We start from the raw sequence: 15,893 nt of genomic DNA, 5'->3' as shown, positions 1-15,893 counted from the left end.
TTTAGTATTCGTATTCGTGAAGTTTGAGCTGTTTGCGCACCGGGCGGGCCTTCTGGCCCGCGACTTTGGTGGCTTTATGCGGATCGCCGGCAACAAATTCCAGCGTCGGTGAGTAGTAAAAAGGCAGCCAGCCACCGTAGCCATTCTCCCACTCCCAGCGCACCGGGCAGGGCCACAGAATGTCTTCGTGCATAATGTAATAGGTCCATCGCCCGTGCGGACGACGAGGTTTGCGGTTATTCATAAGCAGACGGTCAGGCTCTTAAACATCACGGGGGATATTTTCGCCTGCACGGCATCAGGTTTCAAGCCCGCTTGCCGAATTGTTGCTTATTTAATCAGTAAGAAATAACCGGCGGGCGTTCTGCTCCGCCGGTTTTAGCATGAATCAGTGTTTTTGCAGCAGTTCGTCGCGTCCGTTTTTCGCCAGGCACAGCGGGAGCAGCCATTTAGGCATCAGCCCCTTACTGATCAGCCAGCCATCGATAGAGAATTTACCCGCACCGCCGATCGCGCAACTGCCGAAGAAGACAATGATCAGCAGAATATATTCCCAGCCACCGTTCGGTTTACTGTTCCAGGTATAGCCGTTAAAGAAGTGGCCGCCGTAAGAGTTCGCCGTCAGAATATAAATCACGCCACCAGCCCCGGCCAGACGGGTTAAGAAGCCCATGCCCAGGCCAATCGCTACGGCAAGTTCTATTAATCCGGCAAGAATAACCATGAATGTTGTATTACTGTGCAGGCCATAATTGGCAAATACATCCTGCAGATGATGGAATGATGCGTTACCCGCAAACAGTTTTTCTGTGCAGTGGCCAATTTCATTAAAGCCGTAATAGATACGGATGAATGTCATCTGCCATTGAAGATTTCCCAAACGACCGTCTTTACGATAATGCTTCTGATCATTGATCATGCAATCAAAGAACTGCGCGAGAATGAAAATAAACGCTATCGGAGAGATGACCATAATCGGCACTACGCCAGTCATTGCCCCGATGCGCCAGCCAATCAGGAACGGCAGCAGCGACGTCAGGAACCCGACGGTGAAATTCTTCGGTGTGACTAATACGTTAAGTAACAGTGAAATAAAGAATAAAATGACCGTGGTATAGGCAGAGAAATCCGGCAACTGATGGGAAATAAATGCACTATAAACAGCAACCACTAAGGTAAAGAAAATTAATACAGAGATGATCTGATGCGGAACAAATCTTGGCTTAAGATAATTTCGCTCGTTGATCATATTCTCTGTAGGTGAATATACGTTACTCATAATTACCCCTACGTGACAATCTCAGTTTTAAATTAATGGTCTGTTGATTTTAAAGATATTCAAATAACGTTACCCGGGCGCATTATTTTTACCACTATTTATATTTTTTGCTATTTATTATTTTAAAAAATGAATGGGGAAGGGATGAATTAAATTACCTGAAATTAAAATTTAAGTAATAGAATTCCGGTTGGTGTTTTCTAACTTTGTTTTAAATCAATATTTGATGTAGTAAAAGCGTACGGGCGCGCAATGTCATGCACAGATTTATTTCAAAATGTCTTAATGAATGTCGTTGTGTATTTTCAGGCAGAAACAGCGGGGGCTTTCAACATTGAAAGGATCGGGGAAACAATCACTGTGCGAAAACAGACAGAGGTTCAGGAACGCCTCATACCTTCCAGATACATGAGAAACTGACTGATCCGCAGGCTGATGCTGCCGATATCAAACAAAATCATTCCCCATAAAATCATGACAAGTACGAGCATAATTTCTGTCAGTCGGTACATCCCTTGTTACCTCCCTATATTCAGGCGGGAAATAACTTAACTCAAATTTATAGTGTGGGCAATATGTCCAGGAGTTATCACCCCCAGACCATTGCTGCCCAGCGTAACAGCATCAGTGCGCCGCAGATGCACAGCAGCACGATGAACATTTTCCAGTGTTTGGTCATCATCCGTTTCGTTACCATTTTTCCTCCCTGTGCCGGGGGGCCTTCAGCCCGCCATATGATGGTCAACATAGTGAACAACATGCTCTTTCAGCTCTGGTACCGTCTGATCGGCGAGCCATTCGAAGGCCATCAGCAGCAGGGCTGCTGTGGCCAGAACGGTTAAGAGCACACCCGCTTTTTTACGCGCTTCCATGGATCTCATTCTTTCTTTTCAGCCTGTTTTTTACTCTACCAGAACAGGCCGGGATCCGTGAAGAGCTCAGGCGTCTGGTTCGGGAAAGGTTTAGGAAATTATACCTTTTGTGCCTTTCCGAAACTTTGATCCTGCTCCTGTGGCGTAACTGAATGCCGGGGGCCGGGCCTGAAGCCCTGCTTTTTCGCGCGCCAGGCAATCAGCAGGCCCGCAACCAGCAAAATCTGCATCGCCCACGGAAAAACGCGGATCCCGGCCGTTTCCATCAGTATTCCGCCGGATAACCCCCCGCCCGCGATGGCAAGATTCCAGGCCACGACAACCATCGATTGTGCCATGTCTGCGTGTTCCCCTGTGGCATCGGCAATGGCGGTTTGCAGTAATGTCGCCGCTCCACCAAACGTCAGGCCCCACAGCGCAACGCATAAGCTTACGATGAGTGCGGAATCGCTGTTGAGCGCCAGCACCAGTGAAATTACCGCAAACAATGCGAGGCTGGTGAGCAGGGTTTGACGCAGGCGTTTGTCCACCAAAATGCCGGTCAGCCCGATCCCCGCGAGTGCGCCAATGCCAAACACCAGCAGGATTTGATCCGCATGAGCTGCCAGACCGGAGAGCCGCAGAAACGGAACAATGTAGGTATAGAGCAGGTTGTGGGTCAGCATCCACAGCAGGATCACCGCCAGAATACTGCGCACGCCCGGCATCATGATGACCTTACGCAGCGGCTGACGCTGCCCGGCTTTCTGACCGGGATAATCTGGTACTTTGCGCAGCACCCAGACCACCAGAAGCAGAGTCGCCACGGACATTACCCCGAAGGCCATACGCCAGCCGAGCAGCGTCCCCATCCAGGTTCCCAGCGGCACGCCAACCGCCAGCGCAACCGGCGTGCCCACCATGGCGACAGACAGCGCGCGCCCCTGCTGATGTACGGGCACCATACGCCGCGCGTAACTGGCCAGCAATCCCCACGCCAGCCCGGCAGCGGCACCGGCCATCCAGCGGGCAAACAACGTCAGGGCAAAATTCGCCGAGAGTGTGGTGAGCGTATTAAAAATCAGGAAACCGGCGATTGCCGTCAGCAGCGCCGTGCGGCGGTTCCAGCCACGCGTCAGGGCAGCCAGCGGGATCACGGCCATCAGTGAACCGGCGGCATATGCGGTAATCATCTGGCCCGCCATGGCCTGTGATACCTCAAGGCCACCGGCAATTTGCGGCAGTAATCCTGCGGGCAGCGTTTCGGTCATGATGGCAATAAAACCGGTCAGCGCCATCGCCAGCAAGGCAGAGAGCGGAAGCGGTGTCTGTTTCGGTGTCTGATTCATGACTTCACTCCATACACCGCATCGCGTAATTCATTCACAAAAATGCCGGACATCCCTTCGTACAGGGTGTTGGTAAAGGCGACGACGCTCAGCCCGGCGGTGCGATCGACAAACCACGAATGACCGTAAGCGCCGCCCCAGCGCCAGGTGCCTGTGGATTCCGGTGATGCCGCCGCTTGCGGATCACGCAGGACGGAAAAGCCCAGCCCGAAGCCGGTGCCCGGCATGTCCGGCAATTCAAGGCTACCGGTCTGGTCGCGGCCCATTTCATCAACCAGCTCTGGCATCAGCAACGGTTCTCCGCCCCGACGCAGCATTTCTAACATTTTCAGAACATCGTGCGCACTGCTGACCATACCGGCTCCGGCTGATGGGAAAGCCTGTGTGTTCAGCGCCCTCGCAGGGGAATAAAGGATACCCACGGTATTTTCGAATGCCGCGACCTTTTCACCCTCCTGCAAGCGGTGAGGCTCGGGGGAATCACTGACGTACGGCGTCGTCAGCCGCGCCGGATTGTGCGCATAAAACGCGGTGTCGTTCATATCCAGCGGGCCGGTGAGCAGATTTCTCACTATGTCGCCAAGCGATTGCTGGCAAACCTGCTCCAGCAATGCGCCAAGAACGTCCACGGCGAGGGAATATCCCCATGAAGTTCCCGGTGAATACAGCAAAGGGACGCTGGCCAAACGACGCAGGTTTTCCGCCAGTGAAATTCTGCTGTTATCCATGCCGTCGGAAACCCCTGCGAGCGCATACGGACCCTGTTCATCGGGCTCAAAAAAGCGGTAACTCAGCCCGGCGGTATGGCTTAATAAATTTCGCACGGTGATCCGCGCAGGCTGACCGTCGGGAAGGGAGGGATGGAAATCTGGCAGCCATGCCTGAATGTCGTCATCGAGCGCCAGTTTGCCTTGTGAAATTAAGATCATCGCGGCGGTTGATACGATGGGTTTACTGACTGATGCCAGGCGAAACAGCGACTCTTCAGTCATGACCTGTCCTGTTTCCCGGTCAGCCAGACCGGCGGCCTGGTGGTAAACCAGCTCGCCGTGTTGAGCGACCAGAACAACGGTACCCACAAGGCGTTTTGAGGCGATGGCCTGCTCAACAACAAGGTCGATACGGGGTTTTAGCGCGGAGGAATTCATGGTGTTATCTCAGTGTATGAACGTGTTAAATCACGATAGATAACTCCTCAGTACGGAAAAAGTAGGGTAGATATCCAGAATATACGGACACTAATGTCCGTAATGAGAGGTGGCAGTGGAAAGTCTGAGCAGTCTGAATGTGTTCGTGCACGTTGCGGAAACCCGCAGTTTTGTCGCGGCCGGCCGCCTGCTGGGCGTTTCTGCCTCGGCGGTGGGCAAAACCATCGCACGCATGGAAGTTAAACTGAATGTTCGCCTGTTTCACCGCAGCACCCGCAGCGTGGCGCTGACGGCAGAAGGCGCGCTGTTTCTCGAGCGTTGCCGCCGGATTGTTGCGGAGCTGGAAGCGGCGGAAAGCGAGTTGTTGCAGCTTTCTGAATCCCCGCGAGGCCGTTTGCGGCTGAGCCTGCCGCAGGTCAGCACGCTGTTGCTGCCGGTGCTGGGCGAATTTATGCGGCGTTATCCTGATATCGAGCTGGATCTGGATTTCACCGATCGCATTGTGGATGTTGTGGAAGAAGGTTTTGACGCCGTGGTGCGCACCGGGCAGATGGCGGATTCTCGCCTGTCGATGCGCAAGCTGGGGACGTTTCACCATTTGCTGGTGGGCTCACCGGCGTATTTTGAAAAGTATGGCGTTCCGCAAGCGCCCCCCGATCTGCTGTCTCACCGGTGTTTACATTTCAGGTTCCCAAACAGTGGAAAACTGGAAGCCTGGCCGCTGCCGGGTTATCAGGATCTGGCGCTTCCGGTTTCAATGGTTTGTAATAATATTGAGACACGTCAGTGTTTTGCCCTGCAGGGTTTGGGCATTACGTGCCTGCCGGATTTCAGTATCCGCAAAGAGCTGGCGCGCGGGAAACTGGTCACCGTGCTCGATGATTTTGTCAGCCGCAGCGCGGACTTTTTCATTCTCTGGCCATCGGGTGGCTACATGACGCCGAAATTGCGGGTGCTGATCGACTTTCTCAGCGAACGGGTTTTTCCTGAAAACCCGGAACTGGCGTTGTTGTGCCCGAATTAGAAAGCCCGGCAATACGCTATATCACAGGCTAACGTGATGATCTTAAAAGCTGTCAGCTTGATGTCGTGCCGGTGTCAGGTTGCTGTCGTGTTGATTTCCGATCCTGCGTTGCATGCTGACCCGGTGTTCAACATTCACTGTAAAGGCAAGGATATGAATCAGAGCAAAATCAGACAACTTCGGATTTCCCGCGCATGGTCTCAGGAACAGCTGGCAGAGCTTTCTTCACTGAGCGTACGCACGGTACAACGAATCGAAAATGGCGAACAGGCCAGCCTCGAAACGCTGGGGGCCATTGCGGCAGCATTTGATATCAAGGTTTCAGAACTGACAGAAAACGATCCGCAATCAGCGATCAGCGCCGATCGGGCACTCGACGATCAGATCGAAAAAGCCAGATTGCGGGTGGCGGAAGAAGGGGGCTTCTATCGTTCGGTGGTTTTCTGGGCGGTGATCAACATCGGTTTATTTGCGATTAATCATTACACTTCACCCAATACTGTCTGGTTCGTCTGGCCGTTGTGTATCTGGGGCGGTATTTTGCTGATCCGCGGGCTGGGGATATTTGCTTTTCGCGGGTCAGTGGAGCGCTGGCAGAAGGCCCGTTTACAGAAGTTAATACGTAAACCTTAGCAGGCAATTATGGGCTGCAAAGAATCAGACAGATTGCAGCCAGCAGGGTCAGAGAAAACCGCCCTGACTGAGACATATCAAATTTCCGGTTTAACATGCTGCTATCCTCTTTAGTATTCAGGGTTATCAGCTCAACGGACAGAGAATGGATCAGCAACGGCGGTTTGCATTTAATCTTAAAAGACTGATATTGCTTCTGGCTTTGGTGAGTACGCTCATCATTTTGCTCAGCAGTTATCTGGCAATTTTTCAGGTCGAGAGAAAACTTCTTATCGATTCCTCGCTGCGCGCCAGTCAGTCCTACGCGGCACGCCTCTCCCTGACGGCCGATCTTTTTTTCAATGCGGCTCAAAAACAGCTGATGTTCAGTGCCGGTTTGCTGGGCGAAGAGTTTGATGATCTTTACGCTGTAGGTGATGAAGCGGACCGTTTGCAGATTCAGAGTAAGCGTTACAGCTCTGTGCTGGTGGTGGATAAAACCGGTACGGTTCGCGCCGCGTCGAGAAACTCCGCCAATATGGTCGGTCTCAGGCTGGTGTCAGACGCCAATACGCAGGCACTGGCCACGCAAAATCCGGTAATCAGCTCTCCTTTCCGTACCGCGCAAAACAATCACATTATTGCCATGTCTGTGCCCATCCGTAATGCGCGGGGGAAGTATCTCGGCTATCTGGTGGCGGAAATTACCCTGCAACAGGGCGGTATTATTGATTCACTGATCAATGCCCGGAACTACCGCAAAGACGCGTATATCTATGTGATCGACAACGAAGGCGACGTTTTGTACCGCGCCGCTGACGGCTGGACGGAAAGCACGCCGCAGGGAAATGTGAATAAAGCGCTGCTGGAAGGCCGCGATCAGGGTTTTCTGCACATGAAAAATTTGCAGGGCGAGGATTCGCTGGCCGGTTTCTCGACGATGGAAGTCGCGGGCTGGACGGTGCTGGTGCTGCATCCGGCAAGGGCTGACGTGATAATGCTGTATGACGTCATGTTGCAGGTTCTGCTTTATACCCTGCCATTTGTGCTTCTGGTGTTTATCGGCATCTGGCTGCTGGCGCGCTATATTTCCCGCCCGTTGCGCCAGCTCGCGTCGAAAGCCGACACCATGGACTCAGAAGATGTGTCGGCAGAAATTCAGCAAATTAACGCCTGGTATTACGAAGCCTCGAAGCTGAAAACGGTGATGTTACAGGGGATCCGGCTACTGCATCAGCGAATTGAAAAGCTGAGCGCTGAAGCGCATACCGACCCGATGACCGGTCTGCTCAACCGACGCGGTTTTTATGAACAGGTGGATAAACTGCTGGGCGAGGCGTTGCAAATCGGGGTGATTACGCAGTTGTCGCGACTCATCCTGAACAACTCGCGTGATGATGATTTGCTGTGCCGCATGGGCGGAGAAGAGTTTCTGCTGCTGCTGCCGGGCACCTCGCTGACACGGGCTGTACAACTGGCAGAACGCTTACGACGGCAGGTTGAAAAAGAGCACTTTGACACGGCTGGAAACGTGACGATTTCGCTGGGCGTGACCCATTTCCATCCGGGAAAAGTGAACATCGACAGTGCGCTGAAAATGGCAGATAAAGCGTTGTATCAGGCAAAAAATGACGGGCGAAACCGCGTTGTGAATCTGTAATTCAGGGCGGGATGAAAAGACTCAGGGGCTATGCCTGAGCCTTTTTTGCTATTTAACGGCTGCCCGGTAACAGCGATTCTGTGCATTTGAAAACGTCCTCACGGAATTTTCGCGATGCCTCGTCCAGATCGGCCTGATTGGCGACGTCTGCGCGGTTAGCTTCCAGCGCCTGGTTAACCGCCAGGGTAAACGCATTTTCCTGGCTGGCATTCAGCACATTGCCCACGCTGCCAAACAGCAGGCGCATAGCCGAAATCTGTACCAGAAGTTCGCGGTTCACGCGCTCGAGCTGGTCTACGCGTTTGATCAGGGTATCGTCGTTCATGGGTCTCTCCTCATTTAATTGCGCACACCATAACAAAAGCACCGCCATGAAAAAACCGCCTTGCGGCGGCCTGGGTTCCTGCTGCCTGTTTAACGCACCATTTGCTGCATCTGGCGGCTGAGTTGCATCAGTTGTGCGTTCAGCGGAACCAGCTGTTGCTGGATCGCATTATATTTATCCAGCTGCTTTTGGTTGGCAAATTGCAGGCGATTACCGGTAATCGTGACGTTTTTACCCTGGCTTTTTATGAAGTCAGCCTTCTCAACAATCAGGTTGAGCACCTGAGGCAGGAGGTCGAATACCTGTTCTGTAATAACCGAAGGCTGGGAGACCGTTTTATCGTAGACCTGATCGTAGACTTTTTTCAGGTCATCCGGTTGTTTCAGCGCAGCGTGTTGCGTGTCGGCCTGCAGTTTCAGCATCGCCATTTTTTCTTTCCATTTCAGGCTGCTGTCAGCCATTTTCTTTAAATCATCCCGTTGCTCCAGCAGGCTGTTGACGCTGTTAACGCCATTCATTCCGGCAAAAACCGGCACCAGAGAGGAATCCAGTTCAATGTTCATCTGGTGATGAAACCCGGTGATGATCGCGTAATCTTTTGTGTAATCACCGAATTCTTTTTTCTGCGCATCTGTCAGTTGCGGCACAGCCAGAACAGGCTTATCCAGAATGCGCGACTGGAGAAAATCCATAAACGCTTTTCGCTGTGCGGGCTCTTTGTCACCGCAGCCGCTGACGGAAAAAATCATCAACAAGACGATAAAAGGCATCAGAAAGACGCGGTTGAGACCAGAAGGTTTGATTGCGTGCTGCATGAATTCCTTGCTCCGTTGACTCCATCGTTTGAATTCTCACCTTAACGCATAAAGATAATTTTTTGCTAGATCGGTATGGCTAACTTCGTTAACGTCAGGCTCAGGTTATTTTATTCAGGGAATGCATAACGTTGACTCACAAGCCATTTTCAATCCGCACCTCTGCTGCCGTGTTGGCGATGCTGATCCTGGCCGGATGTACTTCGACGAAGAAAAGCGAACCGCCCGTGCAGAACCCAAAAAATGTGAAAGCTGATATTGTGCAACTGATGCCTGCTACTGCACCGGACAGAAAAGGCTGGGCGACAGACATCACCGCAGCGTTTACGGCACAGGGCATTCCGGCAACCACTGAGAATATTTGCTCTGTGCTGGCGGTGGCGCAGCAGGAGTCGAATTTCAATGCCGATGCGCCGGTGCCGGGGCTGGGAAAAATCGCGTGGAAAGAAATCGATCGCCGCGCGGATGCGGTTCACGTGCCAAATTTCCTGGTGCATACCGCGTTGCTGATAAAATCCCCGAACGGAAAATCCTACAGCGAGCGGCTGGATAACGTAAAAACCGAGAAGCAGCTCAGCGCCATTTTTGATGACTTCATTAATATGGTACCGATGGGGCAGAAGCTGTTCGGGAATCTGAACCCGGTACACACCGGCGGGCCGATGCAGGTCAGCATCGCGTTTGCCGAAGAACATGCCAAAGGCTATCCGTATAAAATTGACGGCACAATCCGTAATGAAGTGTTCAGCCGTCGCGGCGGTGTTTATTTCGGTGTGAAGCATCTGCTGGGATATCCGGCAAATTACTCGCAGCCGCTGTATCGGTTTGCTGATTTTAATGCCGGGTGGTATGCCAGCCGGAACGCCGCATTCCAGAGTGCTGTCAGTAAAGTTTCGGGCATCCCGCTGGCGCTCGACGGTGACCTGATTAACTACGGCACCGATAAACCGGGCGGCACTGAGCTGGCGGTGAGAACACTGTCGAAGCGGCTGGGCATCAGTCATTCTGCCATCCGCAAAGCGTTGGAGAAGGGCGAGCAGCCGGAATTTGAGGAAACCAGCCTGTATAAACAGGTTTATGCCCTGGCGGATAAAACCACCGGTAAGCATCAGCCGCGCGAGATGTTGCCGGGGATCACGCTGGAAAGCCCGAAAATCACCCGTAAGCTGACCACGGCGTGGTTCGCCAAACGGGTAGACGGGCGTCGTGCAGATTGCATGAAACGTGCTTCTGCCGGGTAATTCGCAGGGAGAATAATCTTAAAGCCTGCTGATTTGCGGCAGGCTTTACGTTTTATCATCAGCCTGTAGCCACCGCCAGCGGCGGGCTGCGCGTTATTTCCCGACGTAATATAAATTGCGCCAATATAATAGTGATGAAATAAACGCTTGCTTAATAAATCTCTCTGTGTGTAAATAGCGTCAACGGTTTGTGGTTAAGACCTATTTATGTAAGACATTTTAGTAAAGCAGTTCCTGGTTCAAGTGATATAGCAAATCCTTTCTCCGACGAATTTCCTTCTCTGATGCATCCATAAGTATTTCAAATAAAAACAGACCTGTCTTGCCCTATGGCATCATAAAATAAAAACGAAGAAGGTATTTCCTATGTCTACTAAAATGACTGGTTTAGTAAAATGGTTCGACGCTGGTAAAGGTTTCGGTTTCATCAGCCCTGCAGACGGCAGCAAAGACGTGTTCGTTCACTTCTCTGCAATCCAGAGCAATGATTTCAAAACCCTGGACGAAGGTCAGAACGTTGAGTTCACCATCGAACAAGGCCAGAAAGGCCCATCAGCCGGTAACGTTGTCGTTCTGTAATGTCGCCTGATATTGAAGGCAAAAACTCTGCAATAGCGAAGATGGGTTAAACCCGGAGCAGACAGAAAATAAGCTTCAATATTGACATTAAAATGACAAAATAAGCCCTGGCCAACGCCGGGGTTTATTATTTAAATGCTTCCAAAATTATTCCGGGAGCCACAACAGAAAAGTCAGTTCCTCTTATTTTTCAATTTAGCTGATTTTTCTGTTGTGAAAAGGCCGCGCTCAGGCCGTGTAATGTCGGAGTGTACGATGAACGCTTACACCATAATATGACGGCCGGGAAAGCACCGGCAAATTCCCTTCATCCTTTTGGGCTGGCTCTGCGTTGGCTGCCTTCACTCACCCCAGTCACATACTTATTGTATGCTCCCGGGGATTTGCTCCGTTGCCGCCTTGATCCCACCCAAATGATTTCGGGAATTGGCTACGGTGTCTGTGTTTCAAAATCTAAAAATTTCCTGAAAAAAAAGCCAAAAAAAAGCCCGCACACGGCGGGCAAAATAACAGGGTTCTACAGGGGTATTACACAGGGACTTAACACAGGAACATCACACAACATTTGATGGATTTAAGATAACAAACGCTGTGTATGGTTTTGTCATTGTCCGGTAATGTTACTCCAGTAGATGTAAGGCTTATTTGTCTGTGTAATGAGAAATAACCTGATCGATTTTGGCGTCTGCCATCGCAATTCCCTTCTGTATCAAAGACTCAGAGCCGATGCTCGCCAGCACGATAACCGCAGCCACAATCATTAATCCTTTCCAGGTCATGACTTTCCCTTCCGTTTGTCTCAGTGAATGGCAGCATTATGCGGCGATACGTGAAGTATCGCCACCAGACAGGGCATTACAATCAACAGGCGTTAAGCGCCTAAGTGGCCCACGGTGAAGTAAGTAACCAGGCCGACGATGACCAGCAGCGCAATTGCCGCAGCAGTGTAGAGGATGATGCGTTTGGGGCTGTAAAATGCCATAAAATGTCCTTATTTATCCGTTATGCTGCACGTTGCAGGATTACAACAGTTCCATCATCAGAGCCATTACGTAGCCGATGCCGACAGATCCGCCCGCCATAATTAACCAAAATACAGTTGCCTTCATTTCACACTCCTTGTGTTCAGGTTCATTACCCAATTGATCGATTTACAGTCGAAATTATAACAAACATATAAACCAGATGGATAAATATGTGCCGGGTATGAGTACGCTATTGAAAGGAAAGCGGTTTGATTCCGCTGATTACTGCAGATAGTCGCTGCTGGTGCTCAGTTTGTTGTGGGCACTGGCATCGATAGTGGTAGAGGGTTTGGCGCTGCTTTCGCTGGCTTTACGGTTGAGCTCAGAGGCCACTTCCTGAGCGCTGGAAGGGTAAGCGGCGGCGAAGCTGTCAGCCGCTGTCATCGCGATCATAAGGCTAAAAAGAGCGAGGATGGTGCGTTTCATTTTGCGATTGTCCGGTCTGTTCACATTAAGTCATAAGATTGGCGTGAATCAGCAGCCGAAGGGATATGCTTTCCTCATAAGAAACGGGAGCCAATTATGCTCCCGTTCATCATTTATGATGCGCTCAACTGCTGCTTTACACGTGCTGGAGCGTATTATGACCTTCTTCTGATTTATTCGGTAAGCGAATTGTGGCAGAAAGAACCAATGACACGATCAATAGTGCGGTAATGATGCTAAAGGTCACTGCGAAGCCACCGAACAGAGACGCTACCAGTGAAGCAAAGATACTGCCGATACCGAAGCCCAGATACAGCAGACCGTAGTTTTTGGTCATGTTGTTCAGGCCGAAGAAGTCGCTGACCAGTGAAGGGTAAACGGTGATGGTACCGCCAAAGCTGAAAGCCACACAGGCAACGGAGAGGAAGAACATCATTTCGTTCATCTGTGTGAAAAGCATCAGGCTCATACCCACCAGTGAGACAATCTGTGCGATGGAGATAACGCGGATACGTTGCATTTTATCAGACAGCACACCCAGCACCAGGCGGCCACTCAGGTTAGCAATGGCAATCACGGTAACGGCGTTAGCAGCAGTCAGCGCGTCCAGTTTCACCAGGCTCTGGCCGATGTCTTTCGCCACACCAATCACATACAAACCACTCATGCAGGCAGTCAGGAACATCAGCGCCAGCATCCAGTATTGCGGAGCGCGAACGGCTTCAGCCAGGGTGAAATCGCGGCGGTCATTGCTGCTGTCATTCAGGCTGTTTTCTTCGCGAGTCACGGCGGCTGTTTCTTGTTTCGGCGCATCTTTCATCATCAGCGCCCCGGCAATCACCATTACCATCGCAACGCCGCCCCAAATCATGAAGGTATTTTGCAGACCTTCCGTTGCCAGCAGATGCCCGCAAACGAATTTGAACAGCAGGCTGCCCAGACCGTAGGCACCGATAGAGCAGGCGGAAATCATACCTTTGCGTTCAGGGAACCATTTCACACAGTTGGTGAGTGTCAGCAGATAACCGGCACCATCGGCCAGGCCTACCAGCACGCCAGCGCTGATGTACAGCATGATCACATTATCGGAATGTGCGGTCAGGGCAAAACCTGCCGCCATCAGCAGACCGGCGGCAATGGTCACAGTACGTACACCGAAGCGTTCCTGAAGTTTACCCGCAACGGAAGAGGCGAGGGCCAGACACAGGCTCAGGATACCGAAAGTCAGCGCAACGCGGCTTATCGGCTCACCCAGCTTTTCAGACAACTGACCGTTGAACAGACTCCAGGTATAAACGGAACCCAGCGCAAGCTGAGTAAGGATGGTACCGACCAGTGTCAGCCAGCGGGTACGGTTGTAGTTCTGCATGCCAGATTTGTCACTCATAGTGGGTTCTCCCGAGCGAAGTAGATTCAATTAACTGCAGCTATGATAAATCTCGTGAATGAATGCGGCTCATTTGTGGAGTGAAATGCATGAAGCGGGGAATGAAATGCATCCATGACGGCATGAACCGCCATTTTCTGGCTAAAAACACCCCTGAATTGGACTTAAAACGCCGCTGCAGCCCTTGCGGGGCGCGGGTTTTAGTTGATCTGGATCACTAATCCATCATTTAGTTTTCTCAGCCGGGATTACAAATTTTGTTACAAACCTTCCGTTGTATCATTTGGTACATAACGTTGTGCTCACGGTAATTTGGTCGTACCCTTCCAATACTCCTCCTTTTTGCTTTCAGTGCTAACTAAATGACTCTTCCTGCGGAACCGGCGCATGCGTCACAGATTCAGCGTGCCCGTATTCTGACGCCACGTCGGATTTTTATTCTCAGCCTGCTGCTGCTGTTAGCCGGAATAATGTATTCGCTGACCATTGGCCGATATCCGATTTCATTTCCTGCATTGATTGGTTATTTCAGGCTGGATGTATCGGATCCGCACTATGCGCTTTTGCACAATATTCTTCTCGATAGCCGCCTGCCGCGTATTCTGGCCGCCGTGCTGGTGGGCGCAGGGCTGTCAGCATCCGGCGCGGCGTATCAGGCCGTTTTCCGCAATCCTCTGGTATCACCCGGATTACTCGGCGTACTGAGTGGTTGCGCATTCGGTGCGGCGCTCAGTATCGTCATGGGGCTGAACGGATTGTGGATCCCCGCGATGGCGTGTGTGGCGGGTTTACTGGCGGTAGCCCTTGGCGTGGGTATCGCCAGCCTGTTTGCCTCCACCTCAGTACTGATGCTGGTTCTCGGTGGCATTATCAGTAACGCTTTATTCACCGGGCTGCTGTCGATCGTCAAATACGTTGCCGATCCGCAGGATCAGTTGCCGACCATTATTTACTGGATGCTGGGAAGCCTGAGTGCGGTAGATAACTCTGCGCTGTGGATGACTGCGCCAGTGCTGGTTATCGCGATTACGCTGCTGTCGGGGCTCGGACGAGTGCTGGATGTCATGACGCTCAGCGAAGATGAAGCGTACAGCCTCGGTATTCCGGTTCATTTTTATCGCTACGGCATTATCGTGCTGGCGACGCTGATATCTGCCCTGACCGTCAGCATTGCGGGAATGGTCGGGTGGGTCGGGCTGCTGATCCCGCATCTGACGCGCCTGCTGGTGGGCGCGAGTAACGTCTGGCTGTTGCCGGTCTCGGTGTGTCTGGGCGGCTGCTTTCTATTGTTATGCGACGGGCTGGCGCGCACGCTGGCACCGGGTGAAATTCCGCTGGGTATTATTACTGAGCTGCTGGGCGCGCTGGCGTTTATCGCGTTGCTCAGATATGTCCGTCGGGGGTGGTTATGATTCTCTCGGTGGAAAATATCTCTTATTCATTGCCACAACGCACGCTGCTTAGCGACATCTCTTTCGGGCTACAGGCCGGTGAATGTGTCGCTTTGCTGGGCGCCAACGGCGCGGGGAAAAGCACGTTGCTCAGGCTGTTATTGCGGCTGATTACGCCTGCAAGTGGCCACATTCAGGTAGCCGGTTCTGCGCTGGCGACGATGAAACGCCGCGAAATTGCCCGCCATATTGCCTACGTTCCTCAGCAGCATCAGCCACATTTCCCGTTCACCGCCTGGCAGGTAGTGATGCAGGGGCGTTTACCGGTGAATGGCCTGGCGCGCCGTCCTTCAGCCCAGGATATTTCGCGGGTGGAACAGGCCTTTGAAGATAACGACATCGCCCATCTTGCCTCGCGTATTTATACCCAACTCTCCGGTGGTGAGCGCCAGCGTGTGCTGATCACGCGTGCACTGGTGCAGGATACGCCGGTTATCCTGCTCGACGAGCCGGTGAACGGGCTGGATTACGGCCATCAGCTGCACCTACTCACGCAACTGAAAAATCTTGCTTCGCAGGGCTATACATTGCTGATGATTACGCATCAGCCGGAACACGCATTAATGGCCGCCAGCCGGGTATTAGTGCTACATGAAAGTCGGCTCATTGCCGATGGCATGCCGTCGGATGTTGTAGACAGCGCGCTTCTATCCCGTATTTATCAGGCAAAGGTACAACAAATCGATCTGAATAACGGGTCCCGTTTTTTTATTCCTTAGTG

The 15,893-nt window shown here is 51.9% G+C and carries 18 protein-coding genes; 7 read left to right on the top strand and 11 right to left on the bottom strand.

Features of this window, described 5'->3' with window-relative positions; genetic code table 11:
* Position 1: 1 nt before the first annotated feature.
* The 6 genes from CWS43_RS08050 to CWS43_RS08035 form a co-directional block, all read right to left on the bottom strand.
* The gene (locus tag CWS43_RS08050) at positions 2-244 is read right to left on the bottom strand and encodes a hypothetical protein (RefSeq protein WP_198555793.1); all 243 of its coding nucleotides are present in this window, start codon (positions 242-244) and stop codon (positions 2-4) included.
* A 144-nt stretch (positions 245-388) separates the two neighbouring features.
* Positions 389-1,279 (bottom strand): DoxX family protein, encoded by an 891-nt coding sequence (locus tag CWS43_RS08045; RefSeq protein WP_198555792.1) that lies wholly within the window; start codon positions 1,277-1,279, stop codon positions 389-391.
* A 589-nt stretch (positions 1,280-1,868) separates the two neighbouring features.
* Positions 1,869-1,976, bottom strand: coding sequence for a small membrane protein YniD (yniD, locus tag CWS43_RS27500; RefSeq protein ID WP_232776767.1), 108 nt, complete (start codon positions 1,974-1,976; stop codon positions 1,869-1,871).
* Between the two features lie 25 nt (positions 1,977-2,001).
* The gene (locus tag CWS43_RS27375) at positions 2,002-2,160 is read right to left on the bottom strand and encodes a hypothetical protein (protein WP_198555791.1); all 159 of its coding nucleotides are present in this window, start codon (positions 2,158-2,160) and stop codon (positions 2,002-2,004) included.
* Positions 2,161-2,249: 89 nt separating this feature from the next.
* Positions 2,250-3,479, bottom strand: a complete 1,230-nt coding sequence (locus tag CWS43_RS08040) for an MFS transporter (protein WP_101076394.1) — start codon at positions 3,477-3,479, stop codon at positions 2,250-2,252.
* Positions 3,476-4,627, bottom strand: a complete 1,152-nt coding sequence (locus CWS43_RS08035) for a serine hydrolase (RefSeq protein WP_101076393.1) — start codon at positions 4,625-4,627, stop codon at positions 3,476-3,478. Before CWS43_RS08035 ends, CWS43_RS08040 begins: the two co-directional genes overlap by 4 nt.
* A gap of 115 nt (positions 4,628-4,742) precedes the next feature.
* On the opposite strand from CWS43_RS08035, the gene CWS43_RS08030 reads away from it, so the two are divergent.
* The 3 genes from CWS43_RS08030 to CWS43_RS08020 all read left to right on the top strand — a co-directional run bounded on the left by CWS43_RS08030 (position 4,743) and on the right by CWS43_RS08020 (position 7,923).
* Positions 4,743-5,651, top strand: a complete 909-nt coding sequence (locus tag CWS43_RS08030) for a LysR family transcriptional regulator (RefSeq protein WP_101076392.1) — start codon at positions 4,743-4,745, stop codon at positions 5,649-5,651.
* A 153-nt stretch (positions 5,652-5,804) separates the two neighbouring features.
* Complete coding sequence (locus tag CWS43_RS08025; protein ID WP_101076480.1) at positions 5,805-6,284, top strand: 2TM domain-containing protein; 480 nt, start codon at positions 5,805-5,807, stop codon at positions 6,282-6,284.
* Between the two features lie 145 nt (positions 6,285-6,429).
* Positions 6,430-7,923, top strand: a complete 1,494-nt coding sequence (locus CWS43_RS08020; protein ID WP_101076391.1) for a sensor domain-containing diguanylate cyclase — start codon at positions 6,430-6,432, stop codon at positions 7,921-7,923.
* Positions 7,924-7,975: 52 nt separating this feature from the next.
* Here the strand turns inward: CWS43_RS08020 and CWS43_RS08015 are convergent, their stop codons facing one another.
* Positions 7,976-8,248 carry a hypothetical protein gene (locus CWS43_RS08015; RefSeq protein WP_101076390.1) on the bottom strand — a complete coding sequence of 91 codons (273 nt, stop codon included), beginning with the start codon at positions 8,246-8,248 and terminating at the stop codon, positions 7,976-7,978.
* A gap of 89 nt (positions 8,249-8,337) precedes the next feature.
* Positions 8,338-9,063, bottom strand: a complete 726-nt coding sequence (locus tag CWS43_RS08010; protein WP_101076389.1) for a DUF3053 domain-containing protein — start codon at positions 9,061-9,063, stop codon at positions 8,338-8,340.
* A 179-nt stretch (positions 9,064-9,242) separates the two neighbouring features.
* On the opposite strand from CWS43_RS08010, the gene CWS43_RS08005 reads away from it, so the two are divergent.
* Both CWS43_RS08005 and cspA read left to right on the top strand, forming a co-directional pair.
* On the top strand, positions 9,243-10,304 hold the full coding sequence (locus tag CWS43_RS08005) for a DUF1615 domain-containing protein (protein ID WP_157825363.1): 1,062 nt from the start codon (positions 9,243-9,245) through the stop codon (positions 10,302-10,304).
* 366 nt (positions 10,305-10,670) lie between these two features.
* Positions 10,671-10,883 (top strand): RNA chaperone/antiterminator CspA, encoded by a 213-nt coding sequence (cspA, locus tag CWS43_RS08000; protein ID WP_101076387.1) that lies wholly within the window; start codon positions 10,671-10,673, stop codon positions 10,881-10,883.
* 641 nt (positions 10,884-11,524) lie between these two features.
* On the opposite strand, the gene CWS43_RS27370 is transcribed toward cspA, so the two are convergent.
* The 3 genes from CWS43_RS27370 to CWS43_RS07990 form a co-directional block, all read right to left on the bottom strand.
* Positions 11,525-11,662 (bottom strand): hypothetical protein, encoded by a 138-nt coding sequence (locus CWS43_RS27370; RefSeq protein ID WP_198555790.1) that lies wholly within the window; start codon positions 11,660-11,662, stop codon positions 11,525-11,527.
* Positions 11,663-12,130: 468 nt separating this feature from the next.
* On the bottom strand, positions 12,131-12,334 hold the full coding sequence (locus tag CWS43_RS07995) for a hypothetical protein (RefSeq protein WP_101076386.1): 204 nt from the start codon (positions 12,332-12,334) through the stop codon (positions 12,131-12,133).
* A gap of 136 nt (positions 12,335-12,470) precedes the next feature.
* The gene (locus CWS43_RS07990; RefSeq protein ID WP_101076385.1) at positions 12,471-13,721 is read right to left on the bottom strand and encodes an OFA family MFS transporter; all 1,251 of its coding nucleotides are present in this window, start codon (positions 13,719-13,721) and stop codon (positions 12,471-12,473) included.
* Between the two features lie 362 nt (positions 13,722-14,083).
* Between CWS43_RS07990 and CWS43_RS07985 the strand changes: the two genes are divergently transcribed.
* Both CWS43_RS07985 and CWS43_RS07980 read left to right on the top strand, forming a co-directional pair.
* Positions 14,084-15,133 (top strand): iron ABC transporter permease, encoded by a 1,050-nt coding sequence (locus CWS43_RS07985; protein ID WP_101076384.1) that lies wholly within the window; start codon positions 14,084-14,086, stop codon positions 15,131-15,133.
* Complete coding sequence (locus tag CWS43_RS07980) at positions 15,130-15,891, top strand: ABC transporter ATP-binding protein (protein WP_101076383.1); 762 nt, start codon at positions 15,130-15,132, stop codon at positions 15,889-15,891. The genes CWS43_RS07985 and CWS43_RS07980 overlap by 4 nt, the downstream gene beginning before the upstream one ends.
* Positions 15,892-15,893 lie beyond the last annotated feature (2 nt).

Source organism: Rahnella sp. AA (assembly GCF_002834385.1).
Taxonomy (GTDB): domain Bacteria; phylum Pseudomonadota; class Gammaproteobacteria; order Enterobacterales; family Enterobacteriaceae; genus Rahnella.
The sequence above is the reverse complement of the archived record's forward strand: the minus strand, read 5'-3'. Positions and strand labels throughout refer to the sequence as shown.

Coding starts and splice junctions, on each gene's coding strand:
- CWS43_RS08025 (WP_101076480.1), top strand. CDS start 5,805: ATGAATCAGAGCAAAATCAGACAACTTCGGATTTCCCGCGCATGGTCT.
- CWS43_RS08020 (WP_101076391.1), top strand. CDS start 6,430: ATGGATCAGCAACGGCGGTTTGCATTTAATCTTAAAAGACTGATATTG.
- CWS43_RS27375 (WP_198555791.1), bottom strand. CDS start 2,160: ATGAGATCCATGGAAGCGCGTAAAAAAGCGGGTGTGCTCTTAACCGTT.
- CWS43_RS08045 (WP_198555792.1), bottom strand. CDS start 1,279: ATGAGTAACGTATATTCACCTACAGAGAATATGATCAACGAGCGAAAT.
- CWS43_RS08050 (WP_198555793.1), bottom strand. CDS start 244: ATGAATAACCGCAAACCTCGTCGTCCGCACGGGCGATGGACCTATTAC.
- CWS43_RS08015 (WP_101076390.1), bottom strand. CDS start 8,248: ATGAACGACGATACCCTGATCAAACGCGTAGACCAGCTCGAGCGCGTG.
- CWS43_RS08010 (WP_101076389.1), bottom strand. CDS start 9,063: ATGCAGCACGCAATCAAACCTTCTGGTCTCAACCGCGTCTTTCTGATG.
- CWS43_RS07980 (WP_101076383.1), top strand. CDS start 15,130: ATGATTCTCTCGGTGGAAAATATCTCTTATTCATTGCCACAACGCACG.
- CWS43_RS07995 (WP_101076386.1), bottom strand. CDS start 12,334: ATGAAACGCACCATCCTCGCTCTTTTTAGCCTTATGATCGCGATGACA.
- CWS43_RS08035 (WP_101076393.1), bottom strand. CDS start 4,627: ATGAATTCCTCCGCGCTAAAACCCCGTATCGACCTTGTTGTTGAGCAG.
- cspA (WP_101076387.1), top strand. CDS start 10,671: ATGTCTACTAAAATGACTGGTTTAGTAAAATGGTTCGACGCTGGTAAA.
- CWS43_RS27370 (WP_198555790.1), bottom strand. CDS start 11,662: ATGACCTGGAAAGGATTAATGATTGTGGCTGCGGTTATCGTGCTGGCG.
- CWS43_RS08005 (WP_157825363.1), top strand. CDS start 9,243: ATGCTGATCCTGGCCGGATGTACTTCGACGAAGAAAAGCGAACCGCCC.
- CWS43_RS08040 (WP_101076394.1), bottom strand. CDS start 3,479: ATGAATCAGACACCGAAACAGACACCGCTTCCGCTCTCTGCCTTGCTG.
- CWS43_RS07985 (WP_101076384.1), top strand. CDS start 14,084: ATGACTCTTCCTGCGGAACCGGCGCATGCGTCACAGATTCAGCGTGCC.
- yniD (WP_232776767.1), bottom strand. CDS start 1,976: ATGGTAACGAAACGGATGATGACCAAACACTGGAAAATGTTCATCGTG.
- CWS43_RS07990 (WP_101076385.1), bottom strand. CDS start 13,721: ATGAGTGACAAATCTGGCATGCAGAACTACAACCGTACCCGCTGGCTG.